General features: G+C 39.3%; 10 protein-coding genes and 3 rRNA genes. 12 read left to right on the forward strand and 1 reads right to left on the reverse strand.

Annotation, left to right across the window (positions count from 1 at the left end; all coding sequences use genetic code 11):
• From dnaA to MKY29_RS00060, 12 genes are all read left to right on the forward strand, one after another.
• Nucleotides 1–1,344: a chromosomal replication initiator protein DnaA gene (gene dnaA, locus MKY29_RS00005; RefSeq protein WP_090567294.1), complete on the forward strand. Its 1,344-nt coding sequence runs from the start codon at nt 1–3 to the stop codon at nt 1,342–1,344.
• A 174-nt stretch (nt 1,345–1,518) separates the two neighbouring features.
• On the forward strand, nt 1,519–2,655 hold the full coding sequence (gene dnaN, locus MKY29_RS00010) for a DNA polymerase III subunit beta (RefSeq protein ID WP_090567291.1): 1,137 nt from the start codon (nt 1,519–1,521) through the stop codon (nt 2,653–2,655).
• A gap of 348 nt (nt 2,656–3,003) precedes the next feature.
• Nucleotides 3,004–3,231: a S4 domain-containing protein YaaA gene (gene yaaA / locus MKY29_RS00015; protein ID WP_090567932.1), complete on the forward strand. Its 228-nt coding sequence runs from the start codon at nt 3,004–3,006 to the stop codon at nt 3,229–3,231.
• Between the two features lies 1 nt (nt 3,232).
• Nucleotides 3,233–4,348, forward strand: a complete 1,116-nt coding sequence (recF, locus tag MKY29_RS00020) for a DNA replication/repair protein RecF (RefSeq protein ID WP_093495576.1) — start codon at nt 3,233–3,235, stop codon at nt 4,346–4,348.
• 93 nt (nt 4,349–4,441) lie between these two features.
• Nucleotides 4,442–6,364 (forward strand): DNA topoisomerase (ATP-hydrolyzing) subunit B, encoded by a 1,923-nt coding sequence (gene gyrB, locus MKY29_RS00025; RefSeq protein ID WP_241598651.1) that lies wholly within the window; start codon nt 4,442–4,444, stop codon nt 6,362–6,364.
• 28 nt (nt 6,365–6,392) lie between these two features.
• The gene (gyrA, locus tag MKY29_RS00030) at nt 6,393–8,918 is read left to right on the forward strand and encodes a DNA gyrase subunit A (RefSeq protein WP_340878667.1); all 2,526 of its coding nucleotides are present in this window, start codon (nt 6,393–6,395) and stop codon (nt 8,916–8,918) included.
• Nucleotides 8,919–9,051: 133 nt separating this feature from the next.
• On the forward strand, nt 9,052–10,158 hold the full coding sequence (locus MKY29_RS00035; RefSeq protein ID WP_340878668.1) for an HD-GYP domain-containing protein: 1,107 nt from the start codon (nt 9,052–9,054) through the stop codon (nt 10,156–10,158).
• A 263-nt stretch (nt 10,159–10,421) separates the two neighbouring features.
• Nucleotides 10,422–11,976, forward strand: a 16S ribosomal RNA gene (locus MKY29_RS00040).
• Nucleotides 11,977–12,210: 234 nt separating this feature from the next.
• A 23S ribosomal RNA gene (locus tag MKY29_RS00045) occupies nt 12,211–15,139 on the forward strand.
• 187 nt (nt 15,140–15,326) lie between these two features.
• Nucleotides 15,327–15,442: ribosomal RNA gene (gene rrf, locus MKY29_RS00050) — 5S ribosomal RNA — on the forward strand.
• Together the 16S, 23S and 5S rRNA genes form the textbook arrangement of a ribosomal RNA operon.
• Before the next feature lie 661 nt (nt 15,443–16,103).
• A complete protein-coding gene (gene guaB / locus MKY29_RS00055) occupies nt 16,104–17,570 on the forward strand; it encodes an IMP dehydrogenase (protein ID WP_090571033.1) in 1,467 nt (488 codons plus the stop codon).
• Between the two features lie 142 nt (nt 17,571–17,712).
• Complete coding sequence (locus tag MKY29_RS00060) at nt 17,713–19,047, forward strand: serine hydrolase (RefSeq protein WP_093496796.1); 1,335 nt, start codon at nt 17,713–17,715, stop codon at nt 19,045–19,047.
• A gap of 29 nt (nt 19,048–19,076) precedes the next feature.
• Here MKY29_RS00060 and pdxR read toward each other — a convergent pair whose 3' ends face one another.
• Nucleotides 19,077–20,489 (reverse strand): MocR-like pyridoxine biosynthesis transcription factor PdxR, encoded by a 1,413-nt coding sequence (pdxR, locus tag MKY29_RS00065; RefSeq protein WP_340878669.1) that lies wholly within the window; start codon nt 20,487–20,489, stop codon nt 19,077–19,079.
• Nucleotides 20,490–20,540: the final 51 nt, after the last annotated feature.

Genomic DNA, 20,540 nt, shown 5'->3' on the forward strand with positions numbered 1-20,540 from the left:
TTGGAACATTTAGAAGAACTTTGGGCTAAAGTTCTCTCTGAAGTAGAAAAGAAAACATCTAAACCGAGTTTTGAAACTTGGCTGAAGTCGACCAAACTACTTTCATATCAAGGAGAAACTGTAACGATAGCTGCACCCAATTCCTTTGCTAGGGATTGGTTAGAAAATCATTATGTCCATTTAATAGCTGGTATATTAACTGAGTTAACTGGTAATGAATTACTTATATCATTTGTCGTACCAAAAAATCAGGATATGGATGATTTCGACATTCCTAAACCAAAAATCCCTCCAAATAACGGAGATCAACCAGATTTTTCACCAGGAATGCTAAATTCTAAAAATACATTCGATACATTTGTCATTGGATCTGGTAACCGTTTCGCGCATGCAGCATCTTTAGCTGTAGCCGAAGCCCCTGCCAAAGCGTACAATCCACTTTTCATATATGGAGGAGTTGGACTAGGAAAAACCCACTTAATGCATGCGATTGGTCATTATGTTCAAGAACACAATCCAAATGCTAAAGTGGTTTATTTATCTTCTGAAAAGTTTACAAATGAATTTATAAACTCCATTCGAGATAATAAAGCGGTCAATTTCCGTAATAAATATAGAAATGTAGATGTTCTACTAATAGATGATATTCAGTTCCTTGCAGGAAAAGAATCAACTCAAGAAGAATTTTTCCATACTTTTAATGCCTTGCATGAAGAATCCAAGCAAATTGTCATTTCAAGTGATCGTCCACCAAAGGAAATTCCTACTTTAGAAGATCGTTTACGCTCTCGCTTTGAATGGGGATTAATAACAGATATTGCACCACCAGATTTAGAAACTCGTATTGCTATTTTACGCAAAAAAGCTCGTGCTGATGGATTAGATATATCAGATGATGTAATGGCATATATAGCAAATCAAATAGATTCCAATATACGTGAACTAGAAGGTGCTCTCATCCGAGTAGTAGCCTATTCTTCTCTTATAAATAAGGATATTAATATCGATTTAGCAGCGGAAGCGCTTAAAGATATCCTGCCAAATGCTCGTCCAAGAATTATTACTATTTTAGATATCCAAAAAGTTGTCGGAGAGCATTTTCGCATTAGATTGGAAGACTTTATTGCTAAAAAGCGCACAAAGTCAATTGCATTTCCAAGACAAGTTGCAATGTATCTTTCAAGGGAGTTAACTGATTTTTCATTGCCTAAAATAGGGGAAGAATTTGGGGGACGTGATCATACAACAGTTATTCATGCTCACGAAAAAATCTCCAAAATGTTAAAAGATGATACAAATCTTCAAGATGATTTAAAACAAATTAAATCTATTCTTGGAAGATAAAAAAGAGTTTGTGGATAAACGCATAGTTTACTAGATTACTTAAACACAACTTATGCACATGTGGACAAGTAACGCGGAGTAAGTAAAACAAGGCTTATCAACATATCCACAAGCCCTAGTACTATATCTATTATTCTTTTAAATAAATAATAATTATATAAGTGAGGTATAAGAATGAAATTCGAAGTAATGAGAGATAGTTTATTAGAGGGATTAAGTGATGTTATAAAAGCGGTAAGTTCCAAAACAACAGTTCCAATCCTCACTGGATTGAAACTAGAAGTAACTAATAAAGGACTTTATATTACTGGTAGTGATTCAGATATTACAATTCAAACTTTTATACCTGTTGAAAAAAATGGAGAACAAGTTATCAGTATCACAGAACCAGGCTCTATCGTTTTACAAGCAAGAGTATTCAATGAAATTGTACGTAAGTTACCAACAAATGATGTAGAAATAGAAGTAACAAACCAATTTCAAACTCATATTAGATCAGGGAAATCTGAATTTAATCTAATCGGATTGGATGCCTCTGAATATCCATTATTACCTGAAATTGAAGAAGAAAGACAATTCTTTATACCATCTGATTTGCTTAAATCTATTATTAAAGAAACTGTATTTGCGGTATCTACTTCTGAAAGCCGTCCTGTTTTAACAGGTGTCAATTGGCAGGTCAAGGAAGGGGAACTTCACTGTGTAGCTACTGATAGTCATCGATTAGCTAAAAGAAAGACAGGTATTAAAGATTTGCCAAATGAGGAATACAGTATAGTAATTCCTGGGAAAAGTTTAAATGAATTAAATAAAATTTTAGAGGAAACATCATCGGAAGTAGCAATTGTGATGACTCAACAACAAATTCTATTTAAAACCGGTGATGTCCTATTTTATTCTCGATTACTAGAGGGGAATTATCCCGATACTTCCAGATTAATCCCAAGTGAGAGTAAAACAACTATATTGGTAAACAGTAAATCTTTATTGCAAGCAATTGATAGAGCTTCTTTACTTGCACGTGAAGAACGTAATAATGTAGTTCGCTTTTCCACTTTAGGAAATGGACTTATAGAAGTATCTTCTAACTCTCCCGAAATAGGTAATGTAGAAGAACAGATTCAGGCAGAAGAAATAGATGGTGAAGAGTTAAAAATTTCATTTAGTGCAAAATATATGATGGACGCTTTAAAAGCTATTGATGGGCAAGACGTAAAGATTTTATTCACAGGGGCTATGAGACCTTTTATATTAAAATCTGTGCATGACGATTCAATACTACAGCTGATTTTGCCAGTAAGAACTTATTAATATTTCAAAAGATAGTCACGTTGTGGCTATCTTTTTTTTGTTGTTGTTAATTTCCTTTGCGTGCGATTACAAAGAACAAGGACTAAAACTGTCACCTTATCGTGTGGTATCCTCGTTAACTAGGTTATTTGTCAAAGCAATCCTGTTTTTATTAGGAATAAAAACAACTAATATTTACTTCGTATATGTCAATTTTTTGTTCTATTCACCCGAATCAGCCAAAAATTGTAGTATAAAGCCACAGGAAGCTTTTCTAGGCATAACTAGCCACTTCTACTTTTCTTTGCTTATTTCGTAATTTAAGGTAAAATAAAGGGATAATGATTAGGAGAAGAGGTTGAGTTATTGTTGGAAGAAATTCGATTTGACTCAGAATTTATCACACTTGGGCAATTGTTAAAAATGACAGATGCGATTAGCTCCGGTGGAATGGCCAAATGGTTTTTAAGTGAGCATGAGGTATATGTTAACGGAGAAGTGGATCAAAGACGAGGTCGTAAATTACGTCACGGCGATATAGTGAACATACCAGGAGTAGGAAGATTTCAATTGGTTGGACCTGAGAACGGGGATTAATATGTATATTGAACGATTAGAGTTAAAAGATTTCCGTAATTACGATTCAATTGAAATGAACTTTTCCTCTAAGATTAATGTGTTGATAGGTGAAAATGCACAAGGTAAAACAAATTTAATGGAATCTCTCTATGTATTATCCATGGCAAAGTCTCATAGAACTTCTAACGATAAAGAATTGATACGTTGGGAAGCAGACTATGGTAAAATAAAAGGGGATATTCAAAAAAAGTACGGGCATTTACCATTGGAATTAATTCTTTCAAAAAAAGGAAAAAAAGCCAAGGTAAACCATCTGGAACAAACGCGATTAAGTGATTATATCGGTCAGCTTAATGTAGTGATGTTTGCACCTGAAGATTTATATTTAGTAAAAGGAAGTCCACAAGTGAGAAGACGATTTCTCGATATGGAAATCGGTCAAATTTCCCCTATCTATTTACATGATTTACTTCATTTCCAAAAAATAATGAAGCAGCGGAATCATATTTTAAAACAACATCAAGGTAAGCCTATGTTAAATGATGTGATGTTCGATGTTTATACAGAACAATATATAGATGCAGCCGTAAAAGTAATTCAAAAGAGATTTCATTTTATGCAATTGTTACAACAATGGGCGGAACCAATTCACTATGGGATTTCTAGAGGCTTAGAGAAATTGAGAATTTCTTATAATTCTTCAACTGGAATTCAACCAGAGTGGACAGCAAATGAAATGAAAAATCACCTAGAAAAAAAAATAACAGATAGTCAGAGTAGGGAACTCTATCGTGGAGTATCCTTAATCGGTCCTCATCGTGATGATTTACAATTTTTTGTAAATGATTACGATGTACAAACTTATGGATCTCAAGGACAGCAACGTACAACAGCATTGTCTTTGAAACTCGCAGAAATTGAATTAATAAAACAGGAGGTTGGTGAATCTCCTGTTTTATTACTGGATGACGTTTTATCCGAACTAGATGACTATAGACAATCTCACTTGTTGAACACCATTCAAGGAGATGTCCAAACATTTGTAACGACTACAAGTGTTGAAGGAATTGCACATGAAACTATCCAACAGGCAGAATTGTTTCATGTGGAACAAGGGGCAATAGTAGATCAATAAAAGTATGTAACGAACGCAAATGTTCAAACAAATTAAGTTTTTAATTGAACCACCATAATTGAAGGAATGAAAGAGTGGGTGAGCAAGTTGGCAATGGAAGAAAAAGACATAAATCAATCTTATGATGCTGATCAGATACAAGTATTAGAAGGGTTAGAAGCTGTCCGAAAGCGTCCAGGAATGTATATTGGTACGACAAGTTCAAAAGGGCTTCACCATCTTGTTTGGGAAATCGTTGATAACAGTATTGATGAAGCACTAGCAGGACACTGTGATCATATTATTGTTACAATTGAAAAAGATAATTGGATCCGAGTAGAAGACAACGGTCGTGGTATACCAGTTGATACACAAGAAAAAATGGGTAAGCCAGCAGTAGAGGTAATCATGACTGTTCTACATGCAGGTGGTAAATTCGGAGGCGGAGGATATAAAGTATCCGGAGGACTACATGGTGTAGGTGCTTCAGTAGTAAACGCCCTATCCGAATATACAGAAGTATATGTTAAACGTGATGAAAAAATTCATCAAATTAAATTTGAGCGCGGGGCAGTATCTTCTCCTTTAGAAGTTATTGGAGAAACGGATGTTACTGGAACAACTACTAGATTTAAAGCAGATGCTGAGATATTTACGGAAACTACTGTCTACGAGTACGAGATTCTTGAACATCGTGTACGTGAACTCGCTTATTTAAACCGTGGATTATCTATAACGATTGCAGATGAAAGAGAAGGAAAAGAAAAAACGGTTAAATATTACTACGAGGGTGGTATTAAGTCATACGTAGAAGATTTAAACGAATCCAAAGAGCCTATAACAGAAGAAGCAATATTTGTCGAAGGTGAAAAGGATGGAATTTCAATAGAAATTGCCATGCAATATAATTCTGGTTACTCTTCAAATATTTTATCTTTTGCTAATAATATTAGTACGTACGAAGGTGGAACTCATGAATCTGGTTTTAAAACAGCATTAACGCGTATCATCAACGACTATGCAAGAAAAAATGGTTTGTTAAAAGAGGCAGATACTAATTTATCCGGTGATGATGTACGGGAAGGTTTAACTGCAATTGTTTCCATAAAACATCCAGATCCTCAATTTGAAGGACAAACAAAAACAAAATTAGGTAACTCCGAAGTTAGTCCTATTACTAATAGTCTGTTTGCTGAAGGGTTTGATCGATTTTTATTAGAAAATCCTCAAGTTTCTAGAAAGATAGTGGAGAAAGGCTTGATGGCTGCGAGAGCTCGCGTAGCTGCTAAAAAAGCACGAGAATTTACACGTCGTAAATCAGCATTAGAGGTTTCTAGTCTACCTGGTAAATTAGCAGATTGCTCTTCTCGTGTTCCAGCAGAAAGTGAACTTTATATCGTAGAGGGTGATTCTGCAGGAGGTTCTGCTAAATCAGGTCGTGATCGTCATTTTCAAGCAATCCTTCCTTTACGTGGTAAAATTTTGAACGTAGAAAAAGCCCGTTTGGATCGAATTTTAGGAAATGCAGAGATTCGTGCTATGATTACAGCACTTGGAACAGGTATTGGTGAAGAGTTTACTTTAGAAAAAGCGCGTTATCATAAAATTATTATTATGACAGATGCTGATGTTGATGGAGCTCATATCCGAACATTGCTACTTACATTTTTCTTCCGCTTTATGAGACCTTTAATTGAAGCAGGTTATGTATATGCTGCTCAGCCACCTTTGTATCAAGTAAAACAAGGGAAGCATATCGAGTATTGTTATAATGATGAACAGTTAAAAGAAATTTTAGATCGATTACCTAAAACTTCAAAACCTAATATTCAACGTTATAAAGGTTTAGGAGAAATGGATGCGGATCAACTTTGGGATACGACAATGGATCCAGAAGTACGTACATTACTACAAGTTAACTTAGATAATGCGATGGAAGCAGATAAAATCTTTGAACAATTAATGGGTGAGGAAGTAGAACCAAGACGCCTATTTATCGAAGAAAATGCTGTATACGTGAAAAATTTAGATATATAAGAAAGTGTGTGACTGGAGGTCTTTTAGGATGTCAGAAATACCGAATAAAGGCGTAAAGGGTATAAATATTAGTACAGAGATGAAAACTTCATTTCTAGACTATGCGATGAGTGTTATTGTATCCCGTGCCTTACCAGACGTTCGTGATGGGTTAAAGCCTGTGCATCGTCGGATTTTATATGGTATGCAGGAGTTGGGGAATACGCCAGACAAACCTCATAAAAAATCAGCTCGTATTGTAGGAGACGTAATGGGGAAATATCATCCACATGGTGACTCCTCTATTTATGAAGCAATGGTGCGTATGGCTCAAGACTTTAGTTATCGTTATATGCTAGTAGACGGACATGGAAACTTTGGTTCTATCGATGGTGACGGAGCAGCTGCTATGCGTTATACGGAATCACGTATGTCTAAAATTGCTTTAGAATTATTGCGAGATATAAATAAAAATACGATCGACTACAAAGACAACTATGATGGCCAAGAAAAAGAACCAGTTGTATTACCTAGTAGATATCCTAATTTACTTGTCAACGGTGCTTCTGGAATTGCTGTTGGTATGGCTACGAATATTCCATCACATAATCTAGGAGAAGTAATTGACGGAGTATTAGCATTAGCTGAGAACCCTGCAATTACGATTGAAGAATTGATGGCTATTATACCGGGACCTGATTTTCCAACGGGTGGTATTATTTTAGGACGCAGTGGTATTCGTCGTGCCTATGAAACAGGTAGGGGCTCAATACTAATTCGTGCAAAAGTAGAGATTGAAGTAAAATCAAGTGGTAAAGAAGTTATTCTTGTTAAAGAATTACCATATCAAGTAAATAAAGCTCGATTAATAGAAAAGATTGCTGAATTAGTACGCGATAAAAAAATTGATGGAATTACCCATTTAGCGGATGAATCTGATCGTAATGGAATGCGAATTGTTATTGAAGTACGGAAAGATGCAAATTCTCACGTATTATTAAATAATTTATATAAACAAACGGCATTACAATCAAGCTTTGGGGTTAATATGCTTGCATTAGTAGACAACCAACCAAAGGTTTTGAACATCAAAGAAATGATCTATTATTACTTAGAACATCAAAAAGTGGTAATACGTCGTCGTACACAGTTTGAACTAAACAAAGCTGAAGATCGCGCACATATTCTAGAAGGACTACGTATTGCTTTAGATCATATCGATGAAATCATCAAATTAATCCGTGCCTCCCAAACAGGTGAAGAAGCAAAAAATGGTTTGATGGAAACATTCAATTTATCTGAAAGACAAGCACAGGCTATCTTAGATATGCGTTTACAACGATTAACTGGTTTAGAGCGCGATAAAATCGAAGAAGAGTACAATAACTTACTAAAACTAATTGAAGAATTAAAATTCATTTTGGCAAATGAGTATCGTGTAATTGAAATAATTAAAGAAGAAATTTCTGAGATTAAAGACCGTTATGCGGATCAACGTCGAACTGAAATTGTTGCTGGAGGAGCAGAAGTTTTAGAGGATGAAGATTTGATTCCAGTAGAAAACTCTGTACTTACTTTAACAAACAAAGGCTATATTAAACGCTTACCTGCTAATACGTATAAGAGTCAAAAAAGAGGTGGTCGTGGAGTTCAAGGGATGGGTACAAATGAAGATGATTTTGTCGAACATCTATTGTACACATCAACACATGATACAATTCTCTTCTTTACAAACAAGGGGAAAGTTTATCGAGCACGAGGATTCGAAATCCCTGAATACGGTCGTACAGCAAAAGGCTTACCAATTATAAATCTATTGGGTATAGAAAAAGATGAGCATATCACTGCAATGATTCCAATGGCATCGTTTGAAGAAGAAAATTATTTTATCTTTACAACGAAGCACGGGGTAACTAAACGTTCTCCTGTAACTGGATTTGCACATATTCGTGCAAACGGATTAATTGCTATTTCATTGCGCGAAGAAGATGAACTTATTGCGGTTCGTTTAACTGACGGTAACAAACAAATTATCATTGGCACGCGTCAAGGTAAATTGGTTCGATTCGAAGAAATCGACATACGTTCCATGGGTAGAACGGCTGGAGGAGTAAGAGGTATTCGTTTAAAAGATGATGACTATGTAGTTGGCATGGAAATTATTGAACCTGAACAAGAAATTCTAGTTGTTACAGAAAACGGATACGGTAAACGAACACCTGAATCAGAATATCGTTTACAAAGTCGTGGCGGTATGGGCGTAAAAACTTGTCAAATTACAGACAAAAACGGTCCTCTATCAGCTGTTAAGGCAGTTAATGGTACAGAAGACTTGATGCTTATAACGATTAATGGAATGCTTATCCGTATGGATGTAAAAGATATTTCTAGAACTGGTCGTAGTACACAAGGCGTCCGTTTAATGAGGCTAGCAGAAGATGAACTAATTTCTACTGTAGCTAAAGTTGAAAAAGAAGAAGACGACGATGAGGAAAATGTAGAAATTGTAGCTAATCTAGATGAAGATTCTGCAATCGAAACAGATTCATCGCTAACTGAAGATCCAAACGAATAAAAAAAGCAAACACCCTTAAACGATTTATTCTGTTTAAGGGTGTTTTATACGTACTTAAATAGATATTTTCCATATACTTTCAATATGAGAATTTAGTATAATTAAAGAAATGTTTGGAAATGGGGAATATTAAGTGAACCAAACTCTCATTAATTTAGAAGAATTGAAATTAGGTGCAATAATAGCAGAAGATATATTAGTTAATACTAATTCACCTATTATTCATAAAGAGTCAAAAGTAACGAGGGAACTTATTCAAGTACTTCGTGCTTTTAATATAACTAAAGTACCTATTATATTAGAAAATGTTTTTAATAGATCAGAAGAAGAGATAAAAAAGTTAAATGAAAATAAAACAGAATCTCTTCAAACAGAAGAAAAATCACTAGTGACGACGAGTTTTGATCAACTATATAAAGATGCTGTAGATAGCTTCTATAAAGAATTTATTAGCTGGGAAGCGGGCATGAAAGTAGATGTGGCAAAACTACGGAATATTATTATGCCTTTAGTAGAAAAAGCAATGGAAGAAAAACAAGTATTTTCTCTGTTGAATATGTATTCAAAGATGGATAAATATATTGCTCATCATTCTATAGCTGTTGGAATTATTTCTGGGGCAATAGCTAAGAAGTTAAATTATCCTTCTGGTCAAATAACGCAAATGGCTACAGCTGGTTTAATGGCTGATATAGGTATGGCAAAGGTGGATCCAAAAATACGGGACAAAAAGTCTACTTTGACGGAAACAGACTTTTCAGAGATAAAAAAACATACTATTTATAGTTTTCAAATGATTAAAGATAGTCCTTTACTAAAACCTGAAATGAAATTAGCGATATTTCAGCATCATGAACGTTTAGATGGAAGTGGTTATCCAAAAAGTGATAAATTGAATGATGTTTCTGTTTACTCTCAAATAATAGCAGTAGCAGATGTATACCACGCGATGACATCAGAACGTATTTACCGTGCGAAAAGTTCTTCTTTTAGAGTCTTAGAAATGATTAGAGAAGAAGAGTTTGGAAAGTATAATATAGAAGTAGTAAATAAATTAATAGAGTTAGTAGGGTCTTTACCTATTTCAACTCGTGTTCTTCTATCAACTGGAGAAAAAGGAGAAGTAGTTTTCTTACACAGGGATACTCCAATGCGTCCAATGATTCGGTTAACTGAAAGTGGACAAATAATAGATTTAGCTGCGAAAAGATCTGTTTATATAGAAAGTGTTATCAGCTAAATTAATCAAAACTCTTTCGTCTTTTATTAGTAGGGGAAAGAGTTTAATATTATTTTGCGATAAAGTGTTGACATATTCCTAAGAACTTGATATTATATAGAAGTCGTCAAAACGACATTACAACACCATGAACATTGAAAACTGAACATGCAAAACGTTAAGACATACAGCTTATCAACTAAATTTGTTAGTATGATAGCAAAAGAATTTTGACATCATTTAATGATGATGCCAGCAAAACAAATGAGCTTTTTAAGTTCTCTATTATGGAGAGTTTGATCCTGGCTCAGGACGAACGCTGGCGGCATGCCTAATACATGCAAGTCGAGCGAATGACGAAGAAGCTTGCTTCTTCTGATTTAGCGGCGGACGGGTGAGTAACACGTGGGCAACCTGCCCTGTAGATTGGGATAACTCCGGGAAACCGGGGCTAATACCGAATAATCCATTTCCTCACATGGGGAGATGTTAAAAGACGGCATCTCGCTGTCACTACAGGATGGGCCCGCGGCGCATTAGCTAGTTGGTGAGGTAACGGCTCACCAAGGCGACGATGCGTAGCCGACCTGAGAGGGTGATCGGCCACACTGGGACTGAGACACGGCCCAGACTCCTACGGGAGGCAGCAGTAGGGAATCTTCCACAATGGACGAAAGTCTGATGGAGCAATGCCGCGTGAGTGAAGAAGGTTTTCGGATCGTAAAACTCTGTTGTGAGGGAAGAACAAGTACGAGAGTAACTGCTCGTACCTTGACGGTACCTCATTAGAAAGCCACGGCTAACTACGTGCCAGCAGCCGCGGTAATACGTAGGTGGCAAGCGTTGTCCGGAATTATTGGGCGTAAAGCGCGCGCAGGCGGTCCTTTAAGTCTGATGTGAAATCCCACGGCTCAACCGTGGAAGGTCATTGGAAACTGGGGGACTTGAGTACAGAAGAGGAAAGCGGAATTCCAAGTGTAGCGGTGAAATGCGTAGAGATTTGGAGGAACACCAGTGGCGAAGGCGGCTTTCTGGTCTGTAACTGACGCTGAGGCGCGAAAGCGTGGGGAGCAAACAGGATTAGATACCCTGGTAGTCCACGCCGTAAACGATGAGTGCTAAGTGTTAGGGGGTTTCCGCCCCTTAGTGCTGCAGCTAACGCATTAAGCACTCCGCCTGGGGAGTACGGTCGCAAGACTGAAACTCAAAGGAATTGACGGGGGCCCGCACAAGCGGTGGAGCATGTGGTTTAATTCGAAGCAACGCGAAGAACCTTACCAGGTCTTGACATCCCGCTGACCGGCCTAGAGATAGGCTTTTCCCTTCGGGGACAGCGGTGACAGGTGGTGCATGGTTGTCGTCAGCTCGTGTCGTGAGATGTTGGGTTAAGTCCCGCAACGAGCGCAACCCTTGATCTTAGTTGCCAGCATTCAGTTGGGCACTCTAAGGTGACTGCCGGTGATAAACCGGAGGAAGGTGGGGATGACGTCAAATCATCATGCCCCTTATGACCTGGGCTACACACGTGCTACAATGGACGGTACAGAGGGTCGCAACCCCGCGAGGGTGAGCAAATCCCATAAAACCGTTCTCAGTTCGGATTGTAGGCTGCAACTCGCCTACATGAAGCCGGAATCGCTAGTAATCGTGGATCAGCATGCCACGGTGAATACGTTCCCGGGCCTTGTACACACCGCCCGTCACACCACGAGAGTTTGTAACACCCGAAGTCGGTGGGGTAACCCTTACGGGAGCCAGCCGCCGAAGGTGGGACAGATGATTGGGGTGAAGTCGTAACAAGGTAGCCGTATCGGAAGGTGCGGCTGGATCACCTCCTTTCTAAGGATAATATCGGAATACGAATCTTTATTCGTATCTTAACGTTTTGCAGTTCAGTTTTGAATGTTCATTTTTATATGGAGATTCAACTCTTGCTCCTGCGATTACTCGTCGCAAAGTGAGCAAAACTTTGTTCTTTGAAAACTGGATAAAACGACATTGAAACAATAAACAACAAGAAATTCTGTTGTGATTATTTACGTAATCACAACGTGTAAGACTTTTTAACTTTTAGGTTAAGTTAATAAGGGCGCACGGTGAATGCCTTGGCACTAGGAGTCGACGAAGGACGGCACTAACACCGATATGCTTCGGGGAGCTGTAAGTGAGCTTTGATCCGGAGATTTCCGAATGGGGAAACCCACTGTTCGTAATGGAGCAGTACATTTGCGTGAATACATAGCGCATCTGAGACACACCCAGGGAACTGAAACATCTAAGTACCTGGAGGAAGAGAAAGAAAAATCGATTCCCTGAGTAGCGGCGAGCGAAACGGGAATAGCCCAAACCAAGAGGCTTGCCTCTTGGGGTTGTAGGACACTCTACATAGAGTTACAAAGGAATGAGTTAGACGAAGCGATCTGGAAAGGTCCGCAGGATAGGGTAAAAGCCCCGTAGTCCAAAATTCATTCTCTCTTGAGTGTATCCTGAGTACGGCGGAACACGTGAAATTCCGTCGGAATCCGGGAGGACCATCTCCCAAGGCTAAATACTACCTAGTGACCGATAGTGAACCAGTACCGTGAGGGAAAGGTGAAAAGCACCCCGGAAGGGGAGTGAAATAGATCCTGAAACCGTGTGCCTACAAGTAGTTAGAGCCCGTTAATGGGTGATAGCGTGCCTTTTGTAGAATGAACCGGCGAGTTACGATTACATGCAAGGTTAAGTTGAGAAGACGGAGCCGCAGCGAAAGCGAGTCTGAATAGGGCGAATGAGTATGTGGTCGTAGACCCGAAACCAGGTGATCTACCCATGTCCAGGATGAAGGTAAGGTAACACTTACTGGAGGTCCGAACCCACGCACGTTGAAAAGTGCGGGGATGAGGTGTGGGTAGCGGAGAAATTCCAATCGAACCTGGAGATAGCTGGTTCTCTCCGAAATAGCTTTAGGGCTAGCCTCAAACGTTAGAATCTTGGAGGTAGAGCACTGTTTGGACTAGGGGCCCATCCCGGGTTACCGAATTCAGACAAACTCCGAATGCCAATGATTTATGTTTGGGAGTCAGACTGCGAGTGATAAGATCCGTAGTCAAGAGGGAAACAGCCCAGACCACCAGCTAAGGTCCCAAAGTATTTGTTAAGTGGAAAAGGATGTGGCGTTGCTTAGACAACCAGGATGTTGGCTTAGAAGCAGCCATCATTTAAAGAGTGCGTAATAGCTCACTGGTCGAGTGACGCTGCGCCGAAAATGTATCGGGGCTAAACAAATCACCGAAGCTGTGGATTGATACCTTTGGTATCAGTGGTAGGAGAGCGTTCTAAGGGCGTTGAAGTCAGACCGGAAGGACTGGTGGAGCGCTTAGAAGTGAGAATGCCGGTATGAGTAGCGAAAGACGGGTGAGAATCCCGTCCACCGTATGACTAAGGTTTCCTGAGGAAGGCTCGTCCGCTCAGGGTTAGTCGGGACCTAAGCCGAGGCCGATAGGCGTAGGCGATGGATAACAGGTTGATATTCCTGTACCACCAAACCACCGTTTGAGTAATGGGGGGACGCAGAAGGATAGGGTAAGCATGCTGTTGGTTATGCATGTCCAAGCAGTAAGGTGTGAATGTAGGCAAATCCGCATTCTGTAACATTGAGCTGTGATGGCGAGGACGTATGTCCGGAGTTCCTGATTTCACACTGCCAAGAAAAGCCTCTAGCGAGGTGATAGGTGCCCGTACCGCAAACCGACACAGGTAGTCGAGGAGAGAATCCTAAGGTGAGCGAGAGAACTCTCGTTAAGGAACTCGGCAAAATGACCCCGTAACTTCGGGAGAAGGGGTGCTCTTTTGGGTGCATAGCCTAGAAGAGCCGCAGTGAATAGGCCCAGGCGACTGTTTAGCAAAAACACAGGTCTCTGCAAAACCGTAAGGTGAAGTATAGGGGCTGACGCCTGCCCGGTGCTGGAAGGTTAAGAGGAGTGCTTAGCGCAAGCGAAGGTGCGAATTGAAGCCCCAGTAAACGGCGGCCGTAACTATAACGGTCCTAAGGTAGCGAAATTCCTTGTCGGGTAAGTTCCGACCCGCACGAAAGGCGTAACGATCTGGGCACTGTCTCAACGAGAGACTCGGTGAAATTATAGTACCTGTGAAGATGCAGGTTACCCGCGACAGGACGGAAAGACCCCGTGGAGCTTTACTATAGCTTGATATTGAATTTTGGTGCAACTTGTACAGGATAGGCAGGAGCCTTAGAGCCCGGAGCGCCAGCTTCGGAGGAGGCGTCGGTGGGATACTGCCCTGGTTGTATTGAAATTCTAACCCATACCCGTAACCCGGGTAGGAGACAGTGTCAGGCGGGTAGTTTGACTGGGGCGGTCGCCTCCTAAAGTGTAACGGAGGCGCCCAAAGGTTCCCTCAGAATGGTTGGAAATCATTCGAAGAGTGTAAAGGCAGAAGGGAGCTTGACTGCGAGACCTACAAGTCGAGCAGGGTCGAAAGACGGGCTTAGTGATCCGGTGGTTCCGCATGGAAGGGCCATCGCTCAACGGATAAAAGCTACCCCGGGGATAACAGGCTTATCTCCCCCAAGAGTCCACATCGACGGGGAGGTTTGGCACCTCGATGTCGGCTCATCGCATCCTGGGGCTGTAGTCGGTCCCAAGGGTTGGGCTGTTCGCCCATTAAAGCGGTACGCGAGCTGGGTTCAGAACGTCGTGAGACAGTTCGGTCCCTATCCGTCGTGGGCGTAGGAAATTTGAGAGGAGCTGTCCTTAGTACGAGAGGACCGGGATGGACACACCGCTGGTGTACCAGTTGTTCTGCCAAGAGCATCGCTGGGTAGCTATGTGTGGACGGGATAAGTGCTGAAAGCATCTAAGCACGAAGCCCCCCTCAAGATGAGATTTCCCATTACGCAAGTAAGTAAGATCCCTCAAAGACGATGAGGTAGATAGGTTCGGGGTGGAAGCGTGGCGACACGTGCAGCTGACGAATACTAATCGATCGAGGACTTAACCAAATTTGTTTAACGTAACAATGTCGTTTATCCAGTTTTGAGTGAACAAACACTCTATTTATATGAGGGTTTCAAGATACAAGCAGTGCTAGGAAACAAGTGAGAGAAAGAAGGAACGTACTAACGTACGTGACTGACAGATCGAATGAAGTTGACAACGCAATGCGCCGTATATTGAAAGCCGAATGAGTCTAGTGATGATGGCGAAGAGGTCACACCCGTTCCCATACCGAACACGGAAGTTAAGCTCTTCAGCGCCGATGGTAGTTGGGGGTCTCCCCCTGTGAGAGTAGGACGTCGCTGGGCACCAAAGAAAAAGTCGTTACCGAGAAATTGGTAGCGGCTTTTTTTGTATAAATAAATAAGCCGTAGGCAGTCTTTCTCTATAAAGAAGCATGCGAGAAAGTAGAGGGGCAAAGAGTTCAAGGAAGCAAACGAGAGAGACTCGGAGCGTATAACATACGCGAGAATTGAACGAGAGCGGCTGACGAAGAAATCTGCTGACCATCTGCTTTCGCAGCCCCGGACACGGAAGTAAAGCTCTTGCGCCGATGGTAGTTGGGGGTCTCCCCCTGTGAGAGTAGGACGTCGCTGGGCACCAAAGAAAAAGTCGTTACCAAGTTTAATCGGTAGCGGCTTTTTTGTATGGTTTTAAATATTAAAGTATCATCTATTAATCTGCGTCTCTAAAGATTCAAATACTAATTAAGAGTGCTTCAATCTAATTCTTATAATAGAGATCAACTTTTATTGTTTACCTGTTTATAAATGAATTAGGATGGTCTCATATCCTATTAACTTATTAATTTATACTAATATTAAACAAGTAAAATTGAATACAGGATTCGTTAGATCTTATCGCTTTAGAAAAGTCGGAATAAACATACTATTTAAGGAATCTTGACACTTACAAGAAGCGCTGATAACCTTGTAATAATATTTATTTAACGAGGAGGAATTCAGCGAAATGTGGGAATCTAAATTTAAAAAAGAAGGCTTAACATTTGATGATGTTTTATTAGTTCCAGCTCAATCAGAAGTATTACCAAAGGATATCAATTTATCGGTGCAATTGACGTCTAAAGTAAAATTAAATATCCCAATGATTAGTGCTGGTATGGATACAGTAACGGAAGCAAAAATGGCTATTGCGATGGCACGTCAGGGTGGACTTGGTATTATTCATAAAAATATGAGTATTGAGGAACAATCTGAGCAGGTTCAAACAGTTAAACGTTCTGAAAATGGTGTTATAACGGATCCATTCTTTTTAACTCCAGAACATCAAGTATATGATGCTGAGCACTTGATGGGAAAATATAGAATTTCCGGTGTCCCTATTGTAAATAACGAAGAAGATTTACAATTAGTTGGCATTATCACTAACCGTGATCTACGCTTTATTCAAGATTACTCTTTAAAAATTGATGATGTTATGACCAAGGAACAGTTAGTTACTGCTGCAGTTGGAACAACTCTTGAGGATGCTGAGAAAATCCTTCAACAATATAAAATTGAAAAGTTACCGATTGTTGATGAAAATGGAATGCTAAAAGGTTTAATCACTATTAAAGATATTGAAAAAGTGATTGAATTCCCGAATGCTGCCAAAGATCATCTTGGAAGATTGTTAGTAGGTGCTGCAGTAGGAGTTACAAAAGATACGATGCTAAGAGTACAGAAACTTGTAGAAGCACAAGTAGATGTGATTGTTATTGATACTGCACATGGACATTCTCAAGGTGTTATGGATACGGTAAAAGATATTCGTAATGCTTATCCAGAATTAGATATTGTCGCAGGTAATGTTGCAACTGGTGAAGCAACAAAAGCTTTATTTGAAGCTGGTGCAGATGTAGTTAAAGTTGGTATTGGACCAGGTTCTATTTGTACAACTCGTGTGGTGGCAGGTGTTGGGGTTCCTCAAATTACAGCTATTTACGATTGTGCAACAGAGGCTCGCAAAGCTGGTAAAACAATCATTGCAGATGGTGGTATTAAGTATTCTGGTGATATCGTAAAAGCATTAGCTGCCGGCGGACATGTAGTTATGTTAGGTAGCTTACTAGCTGGTACAACAGAAAGTCCCGGAGAAACGGAAATTTTCCAAGGTAGACGTTTTAAAACTTACCGTGGAATGGGATCTATTGCAGCTATGGAAAAAGGTTCAAAAGATCGTTACTTCCAAGAGGATGCAAAAAAATTAGTACCAGAGGGCATTGAAGGTCGTCTTCCATATAAGGGACCACTTTCTGATACTGTTCACCAATTACTAGGTGGTGTTCGTGCAGGCATGGGGTATTGTGGAACTGGAACACTTGAAGATCTACGAGAAAATGCACAGTTTATCCGTATGACGGGTGCAGGATTACGTGAAAGTCATCCTCATGATGTTCAAATCACGAAAGAAGCTCCTAACTATTCTCTATCATAAGTAACTGCGTTATTTAGAAACTTTTGCACTCATTCGACGTCTTAAACTAGGTCGAATGGGTGCTTTTTTGTCTACAAGTGTCCTAGCATGCTAAAGTGTGATAAAATGAGCAATGATAATAACAAAAGGTGGAGGTACGATAGTGAAGAAGGTTTGGATGACATCAATGATAAAGTGGCTAGTACTTCCGATGTTTCTTGTGTCAGTAGTATGTGGTATGCCTGCTGCAACAAAAGCAGAGGAAAGTTTGAATTTAAATGTAGATGCAGCAATTTTAATTGATGCAGAGACAGGGAAAATTCTATATGAAGAGAATTCTGAAACAGCACTGGGTATAGCAAGTATGACAAAAATGATGACGGAGTATTTGTTATTTGAAGCAATAGAAGAAGGCAAAGTAAAATGGGATCAACAATACAATGTAACTGAATATACATACAAAATTTCTCAAGATCGTCGTTTAAGTAATGTACCACTACGTGAAGATGGTAGCTATTCTATTCAAGAGCTTTATGAAGCAATGGCTATATACTCAGCAAATGCAGCAACTATTGCTATTGCTGAAACAATTGCAGGAACCGAAGATAATTTTATTAAGCTGATGAATGAAAAAGCAGCTGAAATGGGATTAGAGGGATATAAATTTGTCAATTCTTCTGGACTAAACAATGGAGACTTACAAGGAATGCATCCAGCAAGTACTAATGCTTCTGATGAAAACGTAATGCCCGCAAAATCGGTAGCAATTCTTGCATATTATTTAATGAAAGATTTTCCAGAGGTTTTAGAAACAACGAAGATTGCTAAAAAAACATTCCGCAAAGGAACCTCTGATGCAATAGAGATGAGTAACTGGAACTGGATGTTACCAGGATTAATATATGAATACGAAGGCGTAGATGGGTTAAAAACTGGAACAACAGAATTTGCAGGTCATTCATTTACTGCAACTGCTCAAAAGAACGGAATGCGTGTTATTTCTGTCGTAATGAAAGCAGTTGATGCAGATGGAAATGGTTCGTACAAAGCACGTTTTGATGCAACAAGAGCATTATTAGATTATGGGTTCTCCCAATTTTCTAAAGAAGAAATTGTACCAGCAGGATATAAAATTCCAAAACATGAGACATTAGAAGTTGAAAAAGGGAAAGAGGACACAGTAGCAATAGCTGTGAAGGACCCTATTTCTATGGTCATTAAGACAAATGAAAAAGAATTGTACAAGCCTGTATTTACAGAAAACAAAGAGAAGCTTGAAGCAGATATTAAAAAAGATACAGTTGTTGGTAAAGTTCATTTAGAAAAATCCGAAGGAACTGATTATGGCTATATAATTGATAAAGCAGCAGAAACGGAAGTAGTGACTACCGAGGCTGTAGAACGTGCTAGCTGGTTTAGTTTAATGTTCCAAGGTATTGGAAAGTTTTTCGGAAACTTATGGAATAGCACAACAGACTTTATAGGTGGATTATTTTAAAATAGGCAAAAGCACCGAACTCTTTTGAGTTACGGTGCTTTTGTTATTTCTAATGCATGCATTAATTGATGAATGGAGGAAACAACCTGCTCTGTTTTTAAACCTCCAAATCCTAATACTAACCTTGGATTCATTTTATCATCTAGTTCTGCTGAGGTATATTCCAGAAGACCGTATATTCGAATATTTGATTGCTCTGCAAGTTTTACTAGTTCAGTCTCTGTTTTAGTTGTACGAATTGTCAATAGTATATGCATACCTGCTTGTTCCCCAGATATAGTAACAGTTGGTTCGTATTCCATAATAGTTTTCGTAATAATTTCTAGTTTTCGCTTATAAATCTTTCTCATTCTATTTAAATGTTTAGCGAAGTATCCTTCTTCCATAAAGTTTGCTAGAATATGCTGATCCATTCTAGGAACTGTAGCAGAGTAATAGGAAAACCTCTTTTTATACTGCAGGATTAGTGACTTTGGTAATACTGCATAGGCTATGCGCAAAGAAGGCATTAATGATTTAGAAAATGTGCTCAAATAGATGACACGTTCATTTTGATCTATACCTTGTAAGGAAGGAATAGGCTTACCTGTATACCTAAACTCACTATCGTAATCATCCTCAATAATATATCGGTTATCTTGGTGATATGCCCATGCGAGTAGCTGGCTTCGCCGGGTTGCGGATAGTACCGCCCCTGTTGGGAATTGGTGGGAGGGAGTTACGTACATGACATTTGCAAAGGTCTGTTCTAATTTAGCAACTATGACCCCGTCGTTATCTACTGGTATAGGTACTGACATCCTACTATCTTTAAAAAATAAATGATGCGTAAGAGGATACCCGGGATTTTCAAATCCATACACAGTTTTATCTCCAAGTAACTGAATAATAAGTGGCATAATTTGCTCAGTACCTGAGCCTAAAATAATTTGTTCAGGAGTACTTTTCACTCCTCTTGATTGGAACAAGTAAGAAGAGATTTGCTGTCTCAACTCATAATCTCCTTGAGGATGTCCTAACTGAAGTAAGTCTTTATTATCATCGTGTACAATGTCCTTTGCATACTTTCTCCAGATTGCAAAAGGAAAAGAATCTGTATCAATTTTCCCGGGTGAAAAATCCACAGAAAAGTTAGGTGTGTTGTTTGCTTCCTGTGTTATGAAGGAAGTGTCCTGTTCGATAATAGCTAGTTCCTCTAAGTTTTGAACGAAATATCCACGTCTGGGTTCAGAGGAGATGAACCCTTCAGCAACTAATTGGCTATAAGCAAATTCAATAGTCGTTTGACTGACAGCTAAATAATCAGCCAATTTTCTTTTAGAAGGAAGCTTAATACCCTCTTCAATTGTACCGTTTATAATTGCTTCTTTTATAGCACGATATAGTTGTTCATATAGTGGAGTTTTCGATTCTTGTACAAGCTGAAACATTAAAAAATCCATAGTCTCTCCAATCTGACCACTTTATTTAATTTGTTTCTGATACTTTTCATA

The sequence above is a fragment of the Psychrobacillus sp. FSL K6-2365 genome (genome assembly GCF_038003165.1).
Taxonomy (GTDB): domain Bacteria; phylum Bacillota; class Bacilli; order Bacillales_A; family Planococcaceae; genus Psychrobacillus; species Psychrobacillus psychrodurans.

Excerpts from the sequence above, each read along its gene's own strand:
- dnaN (WP_090567291.1), top strand. The coding sequence starts at position 1,519 with ATGAAATTCGAAGTAATGAGAGATAGTTTATTAGAGGGATTAAGTGAT.
- recF (WP_093495576.1), top strand. The coding sequence starts at position 3,233 with ATGTATATTGAACGATTAGAGTTAAAAGATTTCCGTAATTACGATTCA.
- gyrB (WP_241598651.1), top strand. The coding sequence starts at position 4,442 with ATGGAAGAAAAAGACATAAATCAATCTTATGATGCTGATCAGATACAA.
- gyrA (WP_340878667.1), top strand. The coding sequence starts at position 6,393 with ATGTCAGAAATACCGAATAAAGGCGTAAAGGGTATAAATATTAGTACA.
- guaB (WP_090571033.1), top strand. The coding sequence starts at position 16,104 with ATGTGGGAATCTAAATTTAAAAAAGAAGGCTTAACATTTGATGATGTT.
- pdxR (WP_340878669.1), bottom strand. The coding sequence starts at position 20,489 with ATGGATTTTTTAATGTTTCAGCTTGTACAAGAATCGAAAACTCCACTA.